Annotated in this window: 17 protein-coding genes; 7 read left to right on the top strand and 10 right to left on the bottom strand. The window is 67.8% G+C overall.

All coding sequences use genetic code 11. The features are described from left to right. Positions 1 to 206: 206 nt before the first annotated feature. Together AC1DGE_RS14525 and AC1DGE_RS14520 are read right to left on the bottom strand one after the other, a co-directional pair. Complete coding sequence (locus AC1DGE_RS14525) at positions 207 to 1,955, bottom strand: pyruvate dehydrogenase (RefSeq protein ID WP_476917721.1); 1,749 nt, start codon at positions 1,953 to 1,955, stop codon at positions 207 to 209. 164 nt (positions 1,956 to 2,119) lie between these two features. Beyond that, positions 2,120 to 3,631 (bottom strand): helix-turn-helix domain-containing protein, encoded by a 1,512-nt coding sequence (locus tag AC1DGE_RS14520; RefSeq protein ID WP_441418949.1) that lies wholly within the window; start codon positions 3,629 to 3,631, stop codon positions 2,120 to 2,122. A gap of 141 nt (positions 3,632 to 3,772) precedes the next feature. Here AC1DGE_RS14520 and aceA point away from each other — a divergent pair, with 141 nt between their 5' ends. Beyond that, positions 3,773 to 5,101 (top strand): isocitrate lyase, encoded by a 1,329-nt coding sequence (gene aceA / locus AC1DGE_RS14515; protein WP_441418948.1) that lies wholly within the window; start codon positions 3,773 to 3,775, stop codon positions 5,099 to 5,101. A 205-nt stretch (positions 5,102 to 5,306) separates the two neighbouring features. After that, a complete protein-coding gene (aceB, locus tag AC1DGE_RS14510; protein WP_476917668.1) occupies positions 5,307 to 6,971 on the top strand; it encodes a malate synthase A in 1,665 nt (554 codons plus the stop codon). A 242-nt stretch (positions 6,972 to 7,213) separates the two neighbouring features. Here the strand turns inward: aceB and AC1DGE_RS14505 are convergent, their stop codons facing one another. Continuing rightward, the gene (locus AC1DGE_RS14505) at positions 7,214 to 8,362 is read right to left on the bottom strand and encodes an MFS transporter (protein WP_476893033.1); all 1,149 of its coding nucleotides are present in this window, start codon (positions 8,360 to 8,362) and stop codon (positions 7,214 to 7,216) included. Positions 8,363 to 8,556: 194 nt separating this feature from the next. On the opposite strand from AC1DGE_RS14505, the gene AC1DGE_RS14500 reads away from it, so the two are divergent. Next, positions 8,557 to 9,093: an N-acetyltransferase family protein gene (locus tag AC1DGE_RS14500; RefSeq protein WP_476917667.1), complete on the top strand. Its 537-nt coding sequence runs from the start codon at positions 8,557 to 8,559 to the stop codon at positions 9,091 to 9,093. 114 nt (positions 9,094 to 9,207) lie between these two features. Beyond that, positions 9,208 to 9,918 carry a DsbA family oxidoreductase gene (locus tag AC1DGE_RS14495; protein ID WP_476892865.1) on the top strand — a complete coding sequence of 237 codons (711 nt, stop codon included), beginning with the start codon at positions 9,208 to 9,210 and terminating at the stop codon, positions 9,916 to 9,918. 15 nt (positions 9,919 to 9,933) lie between these two features. On the opposite strand, the gene AC1DGE_RS14490 is transcribed toward AC1DGE_RS14495, so the two are convergent. Then, entirely contained in the window at positions 9,934 to 10,182 is a 249-nt protein-coding gene (locus AC1DGE_RS14490) for a hypothetical protein (RefSeq protein WP_476892866.1), read from the bottom strand. Between the two features lie 242 nt (positions 10,183 to 10,424). On the opposite strand from AC1DGE_RS14490, the gene AC1DGE_RS14485 reads away from it, so the two are divergent. Further along, positions 10,425 to 11,063 (top strand): TetR/AcrR family transcriptional regulator, encoded by a 639-nt coding sequence (locus AC1DGE_RS14485; protein WP_441418943.1) that lies wholly within the window; start codon positions 10,425 to 10,427, stop codon positions 11,061 to 11,063. A gap of 73 nt (positions 11,064 to 11,136) precedes the next feature. Here AC1DGE_RS14485 and AC1DGE_RS14480 read toward each other — a convergent pair whose 3' ends face one another. Both AC1DGE_RS14480 and AC1DGE_RS14475 read right to left on the bottom strand, forming a co-directional pair. Continuing rightward, complete coding sequence (locus AC1DGE_RS14480; RefSeq protein WP_441418942.1) at positions 11,137 to 11,817, bottom strand: LytR C-terminal domain-containing protein; 681 nt, start codon at positions 11,815 to 11,817, stop codon at positions 11,137 to 11,139. Continuing rightward, positions 11,810 to 12,109, bottom strand: coding sequence for a type II toxin-antitoxin system VapB family antitoxin (locus AC1DGE_RS14475; RefSeq protein WP_175322235.1), 300 nt, complete (start codon positions 12,107 to 12,109; stop codon positions 11,810 to 11,812). The genes AC1DGE_RS14480 and AC1DGE_RS14475 overlap by 8 nt, the downstream gene beginning before the upstream one ends. Positions 12,110 to 12,321: 212 nt before the next feature. Between AC1DGE_RS14475 and AC1DGE_RS14470 the strand changes: the two genes are divergently transcribed. After that, on the top strand, positions 12,322 to 13,233 hold the full coding sequence (locus AC1DGE_RS14470; RefSeq protein WP_476892867.1) for a hypothetical protein: 912 nt from the start codon (positions 12,322 to 12,324) through the stop codon (positions 13,231 to 13,233). Between the two features lie 38 nt (positions 13,234 to 13,271). Further along, positions 13,272 to 14,912 (top strand): stealth family protein, encoded by a 1,641-nt coding sequence (locus AC1DGE_RS14465; RefSeq protein ID WP_175322233.1) that lies wholly within the window; start codon positions 13,272 to 13,274, stop codon positions 14,910 to 14,912. A 47-nt stretch (positions 14,913 to 14,959) separates the two neighbouring features. On the opposite strand, the gene AC1DGE_RS14460 is transcribed toward AC1DGE_RS14465, so the two are convergent. The 4 genes from AC1DGE_RS14460 to AC1DGE_RS14445 all read right to left on the bottom strand — a co-directional run bounded on the left by AC1DGE_RS14460 (position 14,960) and on the right by AC1DGE_RS14445 (position 19,287). Continuing rightward, positions 14,960 to 15,904: a phosphodiesterase gene (locus AC1DGE_RS14460; RefSeq protein ID WP_441418940.1), complete on the bottom strand. Its 945-nt coding sequence runs from the start codon at positions 15,902 to 15,904 to the stop codon at positions 14,960 to 14,962. 206 nt (positions 15,905 to 16,110) lie between these two features. Continuing rightward, positions 16,111 to 17,322, bottom strand: a complete 1,212-nt coding sequence (gene fdhA, locus AC1DGE_RS14455; RefSeq protein WP_441418939.1) for a formaldehyde dehydrogenase, glutathione-independent — start codon at positions 17,320 to 17,322, stop codon at positions 16,111 to 16,113. 259 nt (positions 17,323 to 17,581) lie between these two features. Further along, positions 17,582 to 18,067: a glutathione peroxidase gene (locus AC1DGE_RS14450; protein WP_476892868.1), complete on the bottom strand. Its 486-nt coding sequence runs from the start codon at positions 18,065 to 18,067 to the stop codon at positions 17,582 to 17,584. Between the two features lie 101 nt (positions 18,068 to 18,168). After that, entirely contained in the window at positions 18,169 to 19,287 is a 1,119-nt protein-coding gene (locus AC1DGE_RS14445) for a M23 family metallopeptidase (protein ID WP_476917666.1), read from the bottom strand. Positions 19,288 to 19,538: the final 251 nt, after the last annotated feature.

Genomic DNA, 19,538 nt, shown 5'->3' with positions numbered 1-19,538 from the left:
CCCCCAAGGCCCGTACTACCGCGTGGAGCGGCGGAGGTCCGCCCACGGCCAGTCAACCAGCGGGGGCCGCCCCGCGCTAGCCCTTGGCCATTTCGACGGTTCCCTGCCCACTCGATGCGTCGTAGCGTCGAGCCCGCACGGAACCGTCGAAATGGAGGCGCGCCGCGCGCGGCGGGCCGGGCGCCGCGCGGGTGCGCGACGGCCCGTCAGCGCCGCGGGATGTTGCGCAGGTTGCTTCGGGCCATGCTCACGGCCTCGCCGGCTCCCCGGTTCAGCACCACCTTGGACATCGCCGTGGCGAAGCCCAGGATCTGTGCGCCCTTGATCTTCGGCGGGATCGAGAGTGCCTTGGGATCGGTGATCAGCTCCACGAGCGAGGGTCCGGGGTGCGCGAACGCCTCGCGGTAGGCGGCCTCGATCCGGGACGGATCCGTGACGCGGACGGCGTGGAACCCCAGGGCGCGGGCGACCTCCGCATAGTTGGCGTCCGGGACGTCGACGCCGAAATCGGGCAGCCCGTCCACCAGCATCTCCAGCTTGACCATGCCCAGGGTGGAGTTGTTGAAGACCACCACGTTGACCGGAAGCCGGTGCGCCGCGACGGTGATCAGCTCCCCCAGCAACATCGAGAGCCCGCCGTCGCCGGAGACCGAAATCACCTGGCGTCCGGGGTAGGCGAGCTGGGCCCCGATGGCGTGCGGCAGCGCGTTGGCCATGGAGCCGTGCAGGTACGAGCCGATCAGCCGCCGGGTGCCCAGCGGGTTGATGTACCGCGCGGTCCAGACGTTGCACATGCCCGTGTCCGCCGTGAAGACCGCATCCTCCGCCGCCACCTGGTCCAGCAGCGAGGCCGCGTACTCCGGGTGGATCGGCTCGGTCTTCTCGACCCTGCGGGTGTACGCCCCGACGGCCTTGTTCATCAGCCGGTCGTGCTTCTTGAGCATCGCGTCAAGGAAGCGGCGGCTTTTCTTCGGCTTCAGCAACGGCATCAGCGCAGTCAGCGTCGGAAGCACGTCGCCGTGCACGGCGACGTCGACGTCGGTCCGCCGGCCCAGGTTCTGCGCGGCCCGGTCCACCTGCGCCGTCCGAGTCCCGGGCAGGAACTGGTCGTAGGGGAAGTCGGTGCCGAGCAGGATCAGCAGGTCCGCGTCCTCGATCCCCTCGGCCGCGGCGCCGTAGCCGAGCAGCCCGGTCATGCCGATGTCGTAGGGGTTGTCGTACTGCATGAAGTCCTTGCCGCGCAGCGAGTGACCGATCGGCGCGGCGAGGAGTTCGGCCAGCGCGATCACCTCGTCGTGCGCGCCGTCGACGCCGGCCCCGGCGAAGATGGCGACCTTACCGGCGTCGTTGATGGCGTCCGCCAGTTCCCGCACGCTGGCGGGGTCCGGCACCATGGCGGCCGGCCGGAAGGCTGCCGGCGCCGGGGTTTCGGCGGTCGCCTCCAGCCCGGCAATGTCGCCAGGCAGGGTCACGACGGCGACGCCGCGGAGCGCGACGGCGTGCTGGATGGCGCTGTGCATCACCCGCGGCGCCTGCTCGGCCGTGCTGACGAGCTCGGAGTACACCGAGCACTCGTTGAAGAGCCGGTCCGGGTGGGTTTCCTGGAAGAAGCTGCTGCCGATCTGTTTGCTCGGGATGTGCGAGGCGATGGCGAGCACCGGGGCGCCGGAGCGGTTGGCGTCGTACAGGCCGTTGATCAGGTGCAAGTTGCCCGGGCCGCAGGACCCCGCGCAGACCGCGAGCTTGCCGGTCAGCTGGGCTTCCGCCGCGGCGGCGAACGCCGCGGCCTCCTCGTGCCGGACGTGGATCCAGTCGATCCCGCCCTTCGCGGCCCCGCCGGTCTTCCGGACGGCGTCGACGATCGGATTGAGGCTGTCGCCAACAATCCCGTAAATCCGCTGCACGCCGGCAGCCTGGAGTTGTTCGACAAGCTGGGTGGCAAGTTCCTTGGCCATGGGTGCACGCTCCCGCGAGGTGGATCGATGAGCTGACACTGGCCAATATAGTCTGCGCGCCTGTCAGCCACGCCCAGAAAACGCTCCCACAGGTTCGGCAACCAAACCACCGAACGCTCCCCGAGCCCGACGGACCTGAGGGAGCGTGCCGGGTCCCGTCGAACTCAGTTCCCGGAGTGCGCCTGCAGGAAGGAGTAGACCTCGGTCTCGTCCACGCCCGGGAAGGCGCCGGGCGGCATCGCGGCAAGCAGGTGCGAGTGGGCGCGGGCCGAGGGCCAGGCGTTGCCGGCCCACTCGGAGGCGAGGGCGGCCGGCGGACGCTTGCAGCAGCTCTCGTCCGGGCAAGTCGACTTGGAGCGCTCCGTGGTGTCGCGGCCGCGGAACCACTTGACCTGCGCGTAGGGCACCCCCACCGAGAGCGAGAACTCCCCGTTGGCGGAACGCTCCGTCCGGGCCGTGCACCAGTAGGTCCCGGCCGGGGTGTCGGTGTACTGGTTGTAGGCGCTGAACTTGTCCGGCACGTCGAACACCACCCGGGAGGTCCAGTTCTTGCACGAGGGCTGGCCCTCGATGGCGCCGGTGTGGTCCTGCGGGAACGTCACGCCGTCGTTCTCGTATGCCTTGTAGATGATGCCGCTCTTGTGCGTCTTCTGGAAGTGCGTGCGCAGGTCCAGGTGCTGCGTGGCGAGGTTGGTGAAGCGGTGCGCCGCGGTCTCGTAGGACACGGCGAACGCGTCCCTAATGTCCTCCACCGCGATTTCCTTGGCCGCCTTGGCCTTCTGCAGGAACTCCACGGTGGCCTGCTCCGGCAGCAGCAGCGCGGCGGCGAAGTAGTTGGTGGCGACGCGCTGCATCAGGAAGTCGCCGTAGTTGGTGGGCGTCTGGTGGCCCAGCACGTAGTGGCCCAGGGCCTGCAGCAGCACCGAACGGGGGTCGTGGTCGCTCCGGGCGTTCTGCGTGAGGTAAATTCGGCGGTTCTTGAGGTCCGTCACCGAGCGGGTGGAATGCGGCAGGTCGCCCACATGGTGCAGGCTGAAGCCAAGGTGCCCGGCGATGTCGGCGATGACATGGTGGGACAGCGGGCCGGACGTGTGGCCCACCGACGCCAGCACCTTCTGCGCCTCCGCCTCGTATTCCGGGAAGTAATTGTTCCGCTCCCGCATCATGGCCCGCAGTTCACCGTTGGCGCGCCGGGCCTCTTCCGGCGTCGCGACCTGCTCGTTGAGGCGGCGTTCCAGCTCATGCTGCAGCCCCACCATGGACTCCAGCACGTCCATCGGCAGCCTTGAACTGATGCGGATCTTGGGCAGCTTCAGGGACTCGTAAATGGGGCTGCGCTGGTAACGCTCCAGCTCAATCTCCAGGGCCGCACGCCGGTTCGGCGGTTCGGCGCCGAGCAGCTCGTCGATGCTGACGCCAAGCGCAGCAGCAAGCTGCTGGAGCAGGCCGAGTTTGGGCTCACGCTTGCCGTTCTCGATCAGGCTCAGCTGGCTGGGGGCCGTTCCGACCGTGGCGCTGAGGTCATCGAGCGTGAGCCCGGCCGCCTTGCGCAGATGCCGGACCCTTCGGCCCATGCTGATGACATCCACCTCTGGTTCGGCGGGGTGGGACGGCGGTACTGCCTGACGGTTCCAGCTGCTTGGATGCATTTCTTGAGAATACGGGAAGAAGTGCATTTCTTTCCATAGATTTCCCCTAGAAACCCCCTTGAAAGTAAAGAAAAGTAGATCTCACAGAAAGATTCACTACCTCGGAACAACCCGCCAGGACTTGCAGAGACGCAGACTGGCGGGCCGGGACCCATCAAGGAGACAAAGATGACTGCAGCATTTGAGCCCACCCAGCAGCCGGCCGGCCAGGACACAACAGAGCAGGCCGCCGCCCTGGAGCTCGAGTGGGCTGCCAACCCGCGCTGGGAAGGTGTCACTCGGGATTACTCGGCGTCCGACGTCGTCCGCCTCCGCGGCCGCGTCTCCGAAGAACACACGCTGGCCCGCCGCGGCTCCGAGAAGCTGTGGAAGCAGCTCACGGAGGAGCACAAGGAGGGCAAGTACACCAACGCCCTCGGCGCCCTGACCGGCAACCAGGCCGTGCAGCAGGTCAAGGCCGGCCTCCGCGCCATCTACCTCTCCGGCTGGCAGGTTGCCGCCGACGCCAACAATTCCGGCCACACCTACCCGGACCAGTCCCTGTACCCGGCCAACTCCGTTCCCACGGTGGTCCGCCGCATCAACAACGCCCTGCTCCGCGCTGACCAGATCGAGTTCTCCGAAGGCATCCAGACCGTCGAGGACTGGATGGTGCCGATCGTGGCCGACGCCGAAGCCGGCTTCGGCGGACCGCTGAACGCGTACGAACTGATGAAGTCGATGATCCAGGCCGGCGCTTCGGGCGTGCACTGGGAAGACCAGCTCGCCTCGGAGAAGAAGTGCGGCCACCTTGGCGGCAAGGTCCTGATCCCCACCCAGCAGCACGTCCGGACGCTGAACGCCGCCCGTCTCGCCGCCGACGTCGCCGGCACACCGTCGGTCGTCATCGCCCGCACCGACGCCGAGGCAGCCACCCTGATCACCTCCGACGTCGACGAGCGCGACCAGGAATTCATCACGGGCGAACGGACCGCCGAGGGCTTCTACAAGGTCCGCAACGGTATCGAACCCTGCATCGCCCGGGCCAAGGCCTACGCCCCGTACTCCGACCTCATCTGGATGGAAACCGGCACCCCGGACCTGGAGCTGGCCCGCAAGTTCGCTGAATCGGTCAAGGCCGATTTCCCGGACCAGATGCTTTCGTACAACTGCTCGCCGTCGTTCAACTGGCGCAAGCACCTCGACGACGCCACGATTGCGAAGTTCCAGCGTGAACTCGGCGCCATGGGCTTCACCTTCCAGTTCATCACCCTGGCCGGCTTCCACGCCCTGAACTACTCGATGTTCGACCTCGCCCACGGTTACGCCCGGGAAGGCATGAGCGCCTACGTCGAGCTGCAGGAAAAGGAATTCGCCTCCGAAGCCCGCGGCTACACCGCCACTAAGCACCAGCGCGAAGTCGGCACCGGCTACTTCGACGACATCGCCACCGCGCTCAACCCGAACGCATCCACTTTGGCCCTCGTGGGATCCACAGAAGAAGGCCAGTTCCACTAACTCACGACGGCGGCCTTGCATCCGGCCTTCGGTCCGGCATTGCCCTGCCTGCTATTCCCCGCGTCCGGGTCCGACCTCGCTGAGCGAGGACGGGCCCGGACACAGGGCCCCTTTTACGCAGGCTGCCGCAATCCCGGCACCTTTGGCCTCGCGCTTGAGTCACCATTCGCCGTCGACCTTGCTTCTTCTCTAAGGAGAGATTGAAATGAACAGCTTCACTGAMAACTTCACTATCAACGGGGTTACGTTGACCGCACAGCCGATTTGCCGGCAGGGCGAGGTTCTGACTCCGGACGCGCTGGCTTTTGTTGCCAAGCTGCACCGGGCGACGGCGGAGCGCCGGCAGGAGCTGTTGCGGGCCCGGCAGGAACGCCGCCAGCAGATCAGCAAGGGGCAGGACCCGCGTTTCCTCCCCGAGACCGAGTCCATCCGCAACGACCCGGAATGGCGCGTCGCTCCCCCGGCACCGGGACTGACCGACCGCCGGGTCGAGATCACCGGCCCGGTGGACAAGAAGATGACCATCAACGCGCTGAACTCCGGCGCCAAGGTGTGGCTCGCTGACATGGAGGACTCCTCCACCCCGACGTGGCGCAACGTCATCCAGGGCCAGCTGAACCTCACCGACGCGCTGGAGCACCGGATCGACTTCACCTCCCCGGAAGGCAAGGAGTACAAGCTCCGCGCTGCCGAGGAACTGCCCACGATCGTGGTCCGGCCCCGCGGCTGGCACCTGCCGGAGAAGCACATGCTCATCGACGGCGCCCCGGTGGCTGGCGGCATTGTGGACTTCGGCCTGTACTTCTTCCACAACGCCCGCCGCCTGATCGCCCAGGGCAAGGGGCCGTACTTCTACCTGCCGAAGATCGAGAACCACCTCGAGGCGCGGCTGTGGAACGACATCTTCGTCCTGGCCCAGGACCTGCTGGGGATCCCGCAGGGCACCATCCGCGCCACGGTGCTGATCGAGACCATCACGGCCGCGTTCGAGATGGAGGAGATCCTCTACGAACTGCGCGAGCACGCCGCGGGCCTGAACGCCGGCCGCTGGGACTACATCTTCTCGCTGATCAAGAACTTCCGCACCCGCGGACCGCGCTTTGTCCTGCCGGACCGCGGCCAGGTCACCATGACGCAGCCGTTCATGCGGGCCTACACCGAACAACTGGTGCGGGCCTGCCACAAGCGCGGCGCCATGGCGATTGGCGGCATGGCCGCGGCCGTCCCCAACCGCAAGGACGAGGAAGCCAACGCCATCGCGTTCGAGAAGGTGCGCGCCGACAAGACCCGCGAGGCGGCCGACGGCTTCGACGGCTCCTGGGTGGCGCACCCGGACCTGGTGCCGGTGTGCCGCGAGGTGTTCGACGGCGTCCTCGGCGACCGTCCGAACCAGCTGGACCGCCTCCGCGAGGATGTCACGCCGGATGACCGCGCACTGATTGACATCTCCTCCACCACGGGCACGATCACCGAGCAGGGCGTGCGGAACAACATCGAGGTGGGCATCCGCTACATCGAGTCCTGGCTGCGCGGCAACGGCGCGGTGGCCATCCACAACCTGATGGAGGACGCCGCCACCGCGGAAATCTCCCGCTCGCAGCTGTGGCAGTGGATCTTCTCCCGCGCCATCACGGACGCGGGCGACGTTATCACCCGCGAGTGGGTGGAGGACATGCTGGATGAGGAGTTCGCCAAGCTGGAACGCTTCGAGGGCGACCGCTTCGCCGATGCCAGGGACATCTTCGAGGAGGTCACGCTCGGCAACGAGTTCCCCGCCTTCCTGACGTTGCCGGCCTACGACCGCTTCCTGCACGAAGCCCGCGACAGCGCCGACACCGCAGCCAACTGCGAGGACCTCGTGGCCGTCTAGCCGCCCGGCCCGGCGCGGGCGCCGCCTACGGCGTCCGCACCCGGGCCCAGCAAGAATTCCGTCCGCCGGGCTGCCACGCCCTTCGCAACAGGCACCCCGAAATCCGGGGCGGCAGCCCGGCAACGGAAGACCCTCCCCGTCCCCGACAACGGCGTCGAGCGGACACTTGAGGCCCATGTTTTCCACAAAACATGGGCCTCAAGTGTCCGTTCACCCGGGGTGCCCGGCCGGGCTCAGTGAGGTCAGTGCGCCTTCGGGATGTGGCGCAGGGACAGCGCGCAGCCCAGGATGAACAGGGCCACCGAGCCCAGGATCATCAGCAGGGGCCCGGTCCACGAGCCCGAGATGCCGTGCACGAAGCCCAGCAGGGTGGGAGCCGCGGCGCCGAAACAGTAGCCGGAGCCCTGGACGACGGCGGACATCCGGCCCGCCGAGGCCTGGTCGCGGGCCAGCCGGATGATGGCGATGAAGATCAGGGTGATGCCGCCGCCCTGGGCCACGCCGCCGAAGGAGGACCAGAGCCACCACAGCTCGGGCGCCAGCAGGAGCCCCAGCGGCACCGTCAGCCACAGCGCCCCCAAGGTGAGTCCGACCGTCGTCGTGCTGGCAAAACGCGCCACGAACGGGACGCCTAGGCCGCCCGCGATCGCCAGGATCTGGAAGAGCGAGGATCCGGCGCCGGCCGCCGACGGCGCCAGCCCCAGTTCGTCGGCAAGGAGGCTGGGCAGCCAGGCGGTGACCCCGTAGTAGGAAAACGCCTGGCCGGCGAATCCCGCGGTCAGCGCCACGGTGATCCAGCGCGACGCGGGCCGCCCCGCCGTTCGGGTCGGATCCGCCCCCGGGATCGCTTCGGGCCGGAGCGAACTGCTGCCGGCGGCCAGCACCCACACCGCGCCGGCCGCAACCGCGAAGAGGGCGCACGCCGCGATGGCCGGACGCCAGCCGAGCAGTTCCGCCAACGGCGCCGTAATCATGGACGTGACAAAGGAGCCGATATTCAGCGCGGCGGTGTAGGTGCCCATGGCCGCTGCCTGCTTGGCCGGGCTGAAGTCGCGCCGGATGATCAGCGGGACCACAATGTTGCCGATCGTGATGGCGATGCCAAGAATCACGGTCCCCAGCATCACGAGGGCACCCCCGCCCGCGGAGCGGACCACGACGCCGAGCAGTACGCCCAGCAGGGTCAGCGTGATTGCGAACTCCGGCCCCAGCTTCCGGCCCGTCAGCGATGCCAGCGGCGCGGCCAGCGCGAAGCAGAGCACCGGGATGCCCGTCAGGAAGCCGATTTCGACCGGCGAAAAGCCCAGGTCGCGCTGCATGTTCCCCACCACCGGCGCGACCGCCACGAACGGCCCGCGCATGTTGAGGGCGATGAGTCCGATCGCGATCATCAGGAGCCCGCCGCGCGGGATCTTCGCCAGGGCACTCACCCGGCGGTCCGCGGACTGGCATCCGGGCAGAAATATGTTTTCATCAGTCCCATTGCTATCACGCGCGGCTGCGGCCCGCCCGGCACCCGCCGGAACATGACGGAGCCAGCTTCACGAAGGTCAAGCAGCGCGGTCCGCGGACTAGGGTTTTTCGCATGACGCACCTCATCCGGAAGGCAACGGCCGACGACGCGGGCCCGCTGGCCGAACTCGCCGCCATCACCTTTCCGCTCGCCTGCCCGCCGGAATCCCAGCCCGAGGACATCGCCGCGCACCTGGCCAACACACTCAGCGAAGCCAATTTCCGCGACTACTTGGCCGATCCGGACGTCACCGTGCTCGTGCTCGACGCGGGCGGGGCGCTCCGCGGCTACAGCCTGCTCCTGGACCGCGCCACGCAGGATCCGGACGTGGTTGCCGTCCTCGGGGCCGGGCCGAGCACGGAGCTAAGCAAGTGCTACGTCCACCCGGAGCACCACGGCCTCGGCGCGGCGGCCGAACTGATGCAGGCCAGCATCGTCGCGGCGTCGGSCGCGGGCGCCCGCGGCCTCTGGCTCGGCGTGAACAGCCAGAACGCCCGTGCCATCAGGTTCTACGAGAAGTCCGGCTTCCGGAAGGTCGGCACGAAGTCGTTCAGGCTGGGGAGCACGGTGGAGCACGACTTCGTCATGGAACGCTCGCTCGCGCCCTGACCACGCCCCTCCGCGTCCCTCCGCGTCCCTCCGCGTCCCTTGACCGCGGGAACGGACTTTGGAAGCTGGCGGGCCGACGGGAATGAGCGCGGGCCCGGCGGGGTTGTCGCCAGCATGAAGATTGAGATCTGGTCCGACGTGGCCTGCCCCTGGTGCTATATCGGCAAGCGCCGTTTTGAGACCGCGCTCGCGGCGTTCCCGCACCGCGATGGGGTGGAGGTGCAGTGGCGCAGCTTCCAGCTGGACCCGTCCCTGCCGGAGCACTACGACGGCACCGAACTGGACTACCTGAGCACCCGCAAAGGCATGGCCCCGGACCAGGTCGCCGGCATGTTCGAGCACGTGGCATCCCTGGCCAGCGCCGAGGGACTCGACTACCGCTTTGACGCCGTCGTGGTGGCCAACAGCTTCACGGCCCACCGGCTGATCCACCTCGCCGCCGCGCACGGTCAGCGGGATGCCGCCAAGGAACGGCTGCTCAGCGACCACTTCGAGCACGGCCGCGACATCGGCAGCCGTGAATACCTCACCTCATTGGGCCTCGACCTCGGGATCGACGCCGGCGAACTGGACGAGCTGTTCAGTTCGGACAAGTACGCCGACGACGTCCGGCAGGACTTCGCCGAGGCCCGGGCCCTGGGCATCAGCGGTGTGCCGTTCTTCGTCATCGACCGCAAATACGGCATCTCCGGGGCCCAGCCCGCGGAAACCTTCACTGCAGCCCTGGAGCAGGCGTGGCAGGAAAGCCACCCGCTCGTTATGGTCGACGCCGGCACGTCCGGTTCGGACGGCGTCGCATGCGGCCCGGACGGGTGCCCTGTCTGAGTCCCCGTCCGAGGCCTAGGCGGGCTGAGCCAGGCCTGCGGTGACCCCGAGCCGCGAGGCCGGGGCACAGCGGACGATCTCCAGCGCCTCGACGTCGAGCAGTTTCCGGGCGCCGGTCCGGGCGTCCAGGATCCAGAACAGCTCCATCAGCGGGATTGTCTGGGTGACCCGCCCGCGGTGGAACAACTTGCCGTTGTGCCACGCCTCGATCTCGTCCCCGGCGGCCAGTTCCCCGCACGTCCGGATCGCACCTTCCCTACCCATAGCCAACTCCTCCCCAGCGGAGCCCCTCCGTCGGGGCTCCATTGGCACCAGCATGCACGGGTGAGGTTTCGGCGGCGTTTCCGGTGCATGTTTTTCTCGCGTCACGGACCGGTTTGGCTCCGGCTGCCGCCGAACGCCGCCGACGGGTGCGGGGCAGCTTCGGGGGCAGCCTCGGGGGCGGCGAGCGCACGCACGCCGAAGCTTCGCCCCTTTTTACTGACAGATCGCGCTAAAGTGTCCATATGCCCAGGATTTCGGCCGCGAGCAACGCCGCCCAACGAGCCGAGACCCAGCGCCGGATCCTGACCGCGTTCGGCGAACTGCTGTTCACGCACGGGCTGCCCGGCCTGACCATGACCGACGTCGCCCGGCACGCCCGGATCGGCCGCACCGCCGTCTACAACTACTACGCGGACATCGAAGAGCTGCTCATTGCCTACGCACTGGACGAGACGGAACGGTTCCTCGTCGAACTGCGTGATTCCCTGGCCTCGCTGGAGAACCCCGTGGAGCGGCTGGCGCTCTACGTGCGGGCCCAGGTGGCGGACCTGAGCCGCCGCCACCTGCCGCCGGGCCCCGCCATGGGGGCTGTCCTGTCCCCTGCCTCCTTCGCCAAACTGGCGGACCACGTCGGTGAACTCAGCCTCCTGCTGCAGGACATCCTGCGCGACGGCATGGCCCAGGGCTATCTCCCCGAAGCGGACATCACCCAGCTTGCCCAGCTCATCCACGGCACGCTCTCCTCCAGTGCGGCCCGCGGGGACGGGGCCGGCGCGGACCCGGAAGCGGAGGCGCGGATCGCCCGGACGGTACGCTTCATCCAGCTGGGTGCCGGGGCCAGGTTCGACGACGCCGGCCGCCCCCTGCGCGTGAGCGCGTAGCCGAGCCCGCCCGCTTCCTCCTGGAAGCCTTCCTCCCGGAAGCCTTCCTCCTGGACGCCTTCCTCCCGGAGACTCAGGGCTTGGGGCTGGCCGGGACGATGGTCGGCACCACGGGCAGGCTGGGATCTTCGACTACCCGGCGGGTCTCCCGGGGGCAGCTGAGCTTGCCCGGCGTCTGGTCCACGAGCCCCGGCTTGGCCAGTTGTTTGAAGTCCCCGGTCAGGATGACGTCCACGCTGGCGTCGCTGCGGCCGTCCTGGACGTAGTCCGAGCCGGGCAGGTTGCGCTGGACGCTGAACGCCGCGGACTGGCCGGCAGCCCCGGACACCACCAGTGCCACACCGCGGTAGCCGGACTCGGTGTTGCCGACCGCCCCCACCACGAACTTGCGCGCCGCAAACTCGTTGGCCACCGTCCGGGCCAAACCCGGGCGGCTTGTGGAGTTGTAGACGTTCAGTTTGATCTTCCCGGGCGGCGTGTAGTCGTACGTCGCGTCCGGGCACAGCGGCGCAGCAGCCTGGCTGCGCTCCGCCGTCGGGAGCTTGATCTGGCCGTTCATGATGGCCAAGGCCACCACAATGGCTGCGGCAAGCAGCCCGAGCAGGATCAACAGGACCGCGCCGTGCAGGATGCGCCGCCGCTTCCGGACCCGGTTGTACAGCTCGTCCTGCTCCGCGAACGTGGCCCGCAGATCGGCGCCGGTGATGACGTGGTGCCCGTGCAGGACCGAGAGATCCTTCGGCTTCCTAGCCATTTATCACCAGCACGCGGGCGTGGATCGCGGTGCGCTGGTGCAGGGCGGTGCGGACGGCCCGGTGCAGGCCGTCCTCGAGATAGAGCACGCCGCGGAATTCCACCACATGCGGGAAGAGGTCCCCGAAGAAGGTTGAGTCCTCGGCCAGCAGCGCTTCCAGGTCCAGGGTGCGCTTGGTGGTCACGAGCTCGTCCAGCCGGACCGGGCGCGGCGGCAACGCCGCCCAGTCCTTGGGCGTATTGAAACCATGGTCAGGGTACGGGCGTCCCTCGCCCACAGCTTTGAAGATCACCATGCAAGCCTAAGGAAGATCACCGGTCAGGGGAATCAAAGTCGCCACGGCGCCGGAGGTTGTGGCCAAACAGTGACCATTTGTCATCGATATGTCCGGTGCTGTCACTGCCGGGCACAGAAAGGTCATTCCGGCTTTAGCCCGTCCGGAGCCCCGGCGTCACGAGTCCGCCGGCGGAGGCGAAGTTCCGGCCCGGCTGAGAGAATGGAGGCATGACTGTAACCGAGACCTCCGCCCTGGTGCCTTCGGCCCCGCCGCTGGCCCTGCTGCTCGACGTCGACGGTCCCGTGGCCAGTCCGCTCACCCGCACCGTCCAGCCGGGAATCATCGCGGACCTGCTGGCCCTCGCGGCCGCCGGGATTCCGGTCATTTTCAACACCGGCCGTTCGGATGCCTTCATCCGTGAGCAGGTTATGGGGCCGATGATCGCTGCCGGAATGCCGGAGGGGCTCACCATCCACGCCATTTGCGAGAAGGGCGCCGTCTGGTTCAGCTACACCGCCGCCGGGGCCGGCGCCGTGCACGTGGACCGGGAACTCGCCATCCCGCAGGCGTTCGGGGACGATGTGCGGCGGCTTGTCGCGGAGGATTACTCCGCCCACATGTTCTACGACGAGACCAAACGGGCCATGGTCTCCGTGGAACAGCACGTCGCCGTCGCCAACTCCGACTACCGCGAGGAACAGGCGCTGTTCGACGCCGACGCCATGGCCCTGATGGGCCGCCACGGCCTGGGGGTGGTGCGGCTGGACCACCACGCCCCGAACAGCGATGACCAGATCGACTACCGGGTCGACCCCACCATCATCTCCACCGACATCGAATCCGTCCGGCTGGGCAAGGACCTCGGCGCCAGCCGGGCTGTGGAGCTGCTGGCCGCCCAGGGCATCACCCCGCAGGCCTGGCGGACGGTGGGCGACTCGCGCACCGACTACGCCATGGCCGACTGGCTGCACCACAACGACCACCCGGTGAAGCACGTGGACGTCCGTCCCGCCGACGGCGTGCCGGTCAAGCCGTACGGAATCCTGACCGCGGCCGACTTGGGGCTCGGCGACGAGGTCATCCACGACGACGCCGGCGCGGCCTTCCTGCGTCACTGGCGCGCTGCCCTGGCCGGCTGAGCGCCCCGCACCCGGCCGTTTTTGCGCCCCGGGTTATTATGCAAGTAGAGATCCACGCACCTTCAACCACTCGGAGAATCGACATTACAGACGCCTTGATCCAGGACGAGATTTACTACGGCAGCCAGGCGAGCGAAGACAACCACGCCCACGCGGAGATCACCTCGCCGGCCGCCGTCGCCAGACTCCGGACGCGCTCCGACGTGGTGCGCCGGCACGGCAGGTATGCGCTGATCAATGAAAACCGCACGCCGTACCAGGCCATGGTGGAAGACCTGCTGTTCGTGCGCTCCGTGCTTGCCGGGGCAAAGCTGGACTACCTGCTGGTCCGCGGCAACAACGACCGCCCCGTGATCGCCGTGGACTGGAAGAACCGCCGGGAACTCCGCGCCGCCCTCGTGGAGGCCTGCCGGGACGAACCGTTCTACTCGATGACCGTGGACGCCAAGAAGAAGTCCTCCGTGCTGGTGGCCGACGGTGAGCTTGCACTCAACCGCCAGGCCCGGATCTTCCGGCTGTACCGGCCCCGGGTGGAACCGGACGGCGGCCTCGAGTTCGGCGCCTCGGCCGGCGTCCAGCTGGAGCTCTGGAGCTTTGAGGGCGACCAGCTGATCCTGCCGATCGAAAACTCACTGACCCGGCGGACCCTGCTGGCCCAGGACGCCGTCCGCGGCACCGTCGAACGCTACGGCCACACCTGGCCCACCATCGAGAACATGTTCGCCGACCACGCCAGCGACATCAGCTTCGACGTCGATCTGGTGTTCTCCTGGGTGGACGGCAGCTCGCCCGAGTACATCGCCGCGCGCCGGGCGAGGATGGCCGGCGTCGTCGTGGGCGAGGGAGACGACCACGAGGCACGCTTCCGCCAGATCAATGAACTGAAGTATGCCCTGCGCTCGGTCTACATGTTCGCGCCGTGGATCCGGCGGATCTTCATCGCGACGGACTCCCCCGCCCCGGAGTGGCTCGCGGACCACCCGAGCGTGACGATCGTCCGCAGCGAGGAGTTCTTCGCCGACCCCTCCGTGCTGCCGACGCACAACTCGCAGGCGGTCGAGAGCCAGCTCCACCACATCGAGGGCCTCTCCGAGCACTTCCTGTATTCCAATGACGACATGTTCTTCGGCCGGGCAGTGCGGCCGGACATGTTCTTCACCCCGGGCGGGATCACCAAGTTCATTGAGGCGGAGACGCGGATCGGGCTGGGAGACAACGACGCCGAGCGCAGCGGTTTCGAGAACGCGGCGCGGGTGAACCGCAAGCTGCTCTGGGACCGGTTCGGGCGGATCACCACCCGCCACCTGGAACACACCGCCGCGCCGCTCCGGCGCAGCGTCGTGGCGCAGATGGAACAGGAGTTCCCGGCCGAATTCGCGAAGACGGCGGCCAGCCGGTTCCGGGCCGCGGACAACATCTCCGTGACGAATTCGTTCTACCACTACTACGCGCTGCTGACCGGCCGGGCCGTGACCCAGACCGCGGCCAAGGTGCGGTACGTGGACACGACGGCCCGCGCCGGCCTGAACTACCTGCCGAAGCTGCTCTCGAAGCGCAACATGGATTTCTTCTGCCTCAACGACGGAAGTTTCCCGGAGGTGGCTGCCGAGGAGCGCGCCGAACTCGTGACGGACTTCCTGGAGAAGTACTTCCCGATCAAGGCGCCCTGGGAGAAGTAAAAGCGGGAACTAGCCGCGGGGAAGCTGCCGGCGAAAGCAGCTGCCGGCTAGTTCCGGGTGGTGATCCGGCGGTGGCCCGGGGTTTGTGCCGGATCCTCAAGCCTGGCCTGGCGCGGAATCCGGATCCCCGCGGCGGCAATGCGCCGCTGGGCCTCTTCGGCCGTGACGAATTCGCCCACCGCAGGCATCGTGTCGCCCACTTGCACCACCGAATGCACGATCGTGTGCTCGTAGACGTGGACCAGGTTGAACGACTGCCCGCTATCCCGGCCCCGGCTTCCGCCCACCGGGACGTTCAGGTCCTGGGTGTAACAGGTGGCGGACGCGACCGAGACGGGGATGCCGGCAAATGTGGCGGTCGTTGAATAGTGCAGGTGGCCGCCCAGGATGGTTCGCACGTCGGAGTTCCGCAGCACCCCGGCAAGCGCTGCCTGGCCGCGCAGTTCAACCAGTACGGCAAGATCCAGCACGGAGGGCACCGGCGGGTGGTGCAAGGCCAGGATGGTGCCGTCGGGTGCCGGGGTGGCAAGCTCGGCGGCGAGCCACTCCAGCTGCGCAGCGCTCAGTTCGCCGTGGTGGAACCCGGGGACGGAGGTGTCCAGCGTGATGACCCGGAGGCCGTTGATGAAGTAGCTGTGGTCCACAGGTGCGTCGTCGGCCGGCTGGTCCAGCAGCCTGGTCCGGAAGTTGGTCCGGTCGTCGTGATTGCCCATCGCCCAGATGACTTTGGCGCCCATGGCCCGGCAGGCAGGTTCCACGATGCCGCGCAGCTTGGAGTAGGCCTCCGCCTCGCCGCGGTCGGCCAGATCGCCGGTGAAGATCACGGCTTCGGGGCGCGCGCCGGAGGCACGGACTTGCTCGAAGAGTTGTCTGAGCCGGGAATCTGCGTCCACCGCGCCGTGCAGGGGATCCGTACCGCCCAGCAAATGCGGATCGCTCAGGTGGAGTAGGAAATGACGTGGCCGGGGGTGCTCGGCCTCGATGAGCTCCATTGCAACCTTCCTGGTTGGGTGGCGGCAGATGCCTCCAGCGTCCCTCTCAGTTAGATCTATCCAACCAGACATTCGGCCGGCAATGTGCAAACTCCAGTAGGCATGTTTGAAAAAGGGTGTAAATCGAGTATTCCGGCGGACACATACCTGCTTACGTATATGCAGGCTGTGTCCGCCGGAAAGTGGATTACTCGGTTGCTTCGCGGCTAGCTCAGGTAGCCGTTCGGGTTGAGTACGTACTTTGTGGCGGCACCGGCGTCGAACTCGGCGTAGCCCTTCGGTGCGTCCTCGAGCGAAATCGCCTTGGCGTTGACGTTCTTCGCGATGTGGACCTTGTCGTGCAGGATCGCCATCATGAGCCCGCGGTTGTACTTCATCACGGGGCACTGCCCGGTGGTGAAGCTCAGCGACTTGGCCCAGCCGGTGCCCAGGCTCAGGGAAAGGGCCCCCTTCTTGGCTGCCTCGTCAATGCCACCCGGATCCCCCGTGACGTAGAGTCCGGGAATGCCGAGGGCACCGCCGGCCGCCGTGAGTTCCATCAGCGAATTGAGCACCGTCGCCGGGGCCTCCTTGGCGTCGTGGCCGTGCCCCTTGGCTTCGAAGCCGACGGCGTCGACGCCGCAGTCGACCTCAGGGACTCCCAGGATCTGCTCGATCTGCTCGGCCGGTCCGCCCTGGGACAGGTCGACGGTCTCACAGCCGAAGCTGCGCGCCTGCTTGAGCCGGTCCTCGTTCATGTCACCGACAATTACGACGGCGGCGCCGAGCAGCTGCGCGCTGGTGGCCGCCGCGAGGCCCACGGGTCCGGCCCCGGCGATGTAGACGGTGGAGCCCACGCCGACGCCGGCAGTGACGGCGCCGTGGAAGCCGGTCGGGAAGATGTCCGAGAGCATGGTCAGGTCCATGATCTTCTCCAGCGCCTGGTCCCGGTCGGGGAACTTCAGCAGGTTCCAGTCCGCATACGGGACCAGTACGTAGTTGGCCTGGCCGCCGACCCAGCCGCCCATGTCCACGTATCCGTACGCGGCGCCCGGACGGGCGGGGTTGACGTTCAGGCAGATGCCGGTCTTGCGCTCCTTGCAGTTCCGGCAGCGGCCACAGGCGATGTTGAAGGGGACGGAACAGATGTCCCCCACCTTGATGAACTCGACGTCAGGGCCGACTTCCACGACTTCGCCAGTGATTTCGTGGCCCAGCACCAGGTCTGCCGGGGCGGTGGTGCGCCCGCGGACCATGTGCTGGTCCGAGCCGCAGATGTTCGTGGCAACGGTTTTAAGGATTACGCCATGGCGCACCGGGCGGCCCACGTTGGCGGGGTTGACCCCCGGGCCGTCCTTGAGTTCGAAGGTGGGGTAGTCAATGTCGATAAGTTCGACTTTTCCTGGCCCTTTGTAGGCAACGGCTTTGTTTCCTGTCATCACTTTCCTCCTGGTTTCACGGACCCCAATGTTGAGTGCCCAGTTGTGACTCACGAAGCGTTCTGATGCGCCCTCCACGGGGCTACGTCGGCTGCACGGCCGACGGGCAGAGGTGTCTGCGCCGCAGGTATGCCCGGAATGTCGGAGGGTTTCGCCAGTCTAGGCCTGAAGCATGCTGAGGGATAGGGCCCCTTGTGCCCTTGCATTCCCCCGCCGCCCAAAGCTGGCTGGCAGGGACCAGCGGTGGTCCGACGGCGGCTCAGCCGAGCGCCTGCCGCACTGCCTCGATGACCTCGGCTGAGTCGGGCTCCACGGTGGGCGCAAATCGGGCCACGATCTCGCCGTCGCGATTCACCAGGAACTTCTCGAAGTTCCACTTCACCAGGCCCGGCAGCAGGCCGTTCTTGAACTTGGTCAGCTGCGCATAGAGCGGATGCTGGTTCTTGCCGCGGACGTTGGCCTTGGTCGTCAGCGGGAACGTCACACCGAAATTGCGTTCGCAGAACTCGGCGATTTCCGCGTCGGCGCCCGGCTCCTGCCCGGCGAACTGGTTGCACGGGACGCCGAGGACGCTGAAGCCCTCTTCGCGGAACTTGTTGTGGAGCGCCTCCAAGCCTGCGTACTGGGGGGTGAAACCACACTGGGATGCCACGTTCACCACCAGCACCACCTGGCCGCGGAACCGGCCAAAGTCCGTTTCGGTGCCGTCGTTGAGGGTCAGCGGGATGGAGTGCAGGGATGTCATGGCTTGGTTTCCTCGCGGGCTTGGGGGCAGGAACAGTTCACGACGGTAATTCGCTGCCACGGCGCGTGGGTATGGGTACGGGCCGCGCCGGACTGCCGTGGCTACGGAGTCGGGGAGATCGCGGGTTCCAGGGCGCCCGTCGGCTCGGTGGAGACGGTTTCCGCTGGGACCGCCGGAGCGGTGGGGGCCGGAGCGGGCGGGGTCGGAGCGGTCGGGGTCGGGTCCGACGCCGGATCAGTCACCGCGGGTGTGGGGGTGGGGGCCGGGGGCTCGGCCGGTGCCGGCGCGGTCGTCGGCGGAGCGGTCGGCACCGGCGTCGGTGTGGTCGTCGCCGGAGCGGTCGGCGTCGGCGTGGCGGGCGGTGTCGGCGGAGCGGGCGGCGTCGATGTCGCTAGCGGCGAGCCGGTGGGGGTCGGTGACGGCTTCGCCGCGGCAGTGGCCGGAACCTCGGGTACGTGTGTCTCCTGAACCCCGCCGGTCACCGCATGGGTGTGATCTTCGGACACCGGAATGGCCCAGTCCGCGCCGGCGCTCCCCGCGCTGCCGGCACCCTGCTTGCCGGCAGCAGGCGCATAGCTGACCATCTGGATGTTGTCGAGACGGTCCACCTGCCGCGTGGGGAGGAACTTCCAGTCCAAGGGGTTGGTGTGCGAGCCGTTGAGGATCGTCTCGAAGTGCAGGTGGCAGCCCGTGGACGAGCCCGTCGTGCCCACCTTGGCGATGACTTCGTCCACTCCCACCGATTCGCCCTTCTTCACGGCGATGCCCTGAAGGTGGTTGTACGTGGTGATCAGGCCGTTGCCGTGGTCAATTTCCACCCGGTTGCCGCCGCCCCAGGGGTGCCATCCGACGGCCCGCACCACACCGGCGTCGGCCGAATACACCCGGGTCCCGCACGGGGCGGCAAAATCCTGGCCCCAGTGGAACTCGCCGGCGGTTCCGGTCAGCGGGCTGGTGCGCAGCCCGAACGGGGATGACTCCAGCAGTGTTTCGAGGGGCGCCATCAGGAAGCCCTTCGGCGGGCGCGAGAGGCCTGCCGACGCGACCCGGAGCTCGACCTTGCCGTCTTTGGACGTGGTCTGGACCGTGGTCCGGGCGAAGAAAATGAGGGCATGCCGGTCTGCGGTCAGCCTTGAGGTCTCCCGTACCGCACCCCCGGGGTCAGCGGCGATCCCGGGAGCGAGCAAACCCGGGCCGGCGGAGCCGGTGGCCAGCGGCACCGCCGCATCCCGGGCTGACGGTCCCGCCGGTGCGGACGGCCCGAAAACCAGCACCGCAAGAGCCAGACCCGTGGCTGCCGCCAGAGAGCGCGCGACGACCTCCGAAGTTTTGGACTGCGCACTCGTTGAGTTTCCCCAGTGTTTTCCCACGATGTGACTCCCGCGATTTTTCCGCCAGGCCCCCATCCCAACGGGCCCACCCCCCTATGTGAACACACTCGACCGGGTCTGTGAACCTCCGCAATGCCTGG

This window comes from Arthrobacter sp. 05N425 (assembly GCF_056397125.1).
Note: the sequence above shows the minus strand (reverse complement) of the source record. Positions and strands in the feature narration are given on the sequence as shown.

What these genes read in the sequence shown, in the direction of transcription:
- AC1DGE_RS14525 (WP_476917721.1), bottom strand. Translation starts at nt 1,955, where the DNA reads ATGGCCAAGGAACTTGCCACCCAGCTTGTCGAACAACTCCAGGCTGCC.
- AC1DGE_RS14520 (WP_441418949.1), bottom strand. Translation starts at nt 3,631, where the DNA reads ATGCACTTCTTCCCGTATTCTCAAGAAATGCATCCAAGCAGCTGGAAC.
- aceA (WP_441418948.1), top strand. Translation starts at nt 3,773, where the DNA reads ATGACTGCAGCATTTGAGCCCACCCAGCAGCCGGCCGGCCAGGACACA.
- AC1DGE_RS14505 (WP_476893033.1), bottom strand. Translation starts at nt 8,362, where the DNA reads ATGATCGCGATCGGACTCATCGCCCTCAACATGCGCGGGCCGTTCGTG.
- AC1DGE_RS14495 (WP_476892865.1), top strand. Translation starts at nt 9,208, where the DNA reads ATGAAGATTGAGATCTGGTCCGACGTGGCCTGCCCCTGGTGCTATATC.
- AC1DGE_RS14490 (WP_476892866.1), bottom strand. Translation starts at nt 10,182, where the DNA reads ATGGGTAGGGAAGGTGCGATCCGGACGTGCGGGGAACTGGCCGCCGGG.
- AC1DGE_RS14485 (WP_441418943.1), top strand. Translation starts at nt 10,425, where the DNA reads ATGCCCAGGATTTCGGCCGCGAGCAACGCCGCCCAACGAGCCGAGACC.
- AC1DGE_RS14480 (WP_441418942.1), bottom strand. Translation starts at nt 11,817, where the DNA reads ATGGCTAGGAAGCCGAAGGATCTCTCGGTCCTGCACGGGCACCACGTC.
- AC1DGE_RS14470 (WP_476892867.1), top strand. Translation starts at nt 12,322, where the DNA reads ATGACTGTAACCGAGACCTCCGCCCTGGTGCCTTCGGCCCCGCCGCTG.
- AC1DGE_RS14465 (WP_175322233.1), top strand. Translation starts at nt 13,272, where the DNA reads ATGCAAGTAGAGATCCACGCACCTTCAACCACTCGGAGAATCGACATT.
- AC1DGE_RS14460 (WP_441418940.1), bottom strand. Translation starts at nt 15,904, where the DNA reads ATGGAGCTCATCGAGGCCGAGCACCCCCGGCCACGTCATTTCCTACTC.
- fdhA (WP_441418939.1), bottom strand. Translation starts at nt 17,322, where the DNA reads ATGACAGGAAACAAAGCCGTTGCCTACAAAGGGCCAGGAAAAGTCGAA.
- AC1DGE_RS14450 (WP_476892868.1), bottom strand. Translation starts at nt 18,067, where the DNA reads ATGACATCCCTGCACTCCATCCCGCTGACCCTCAACGACGGCACCGAA.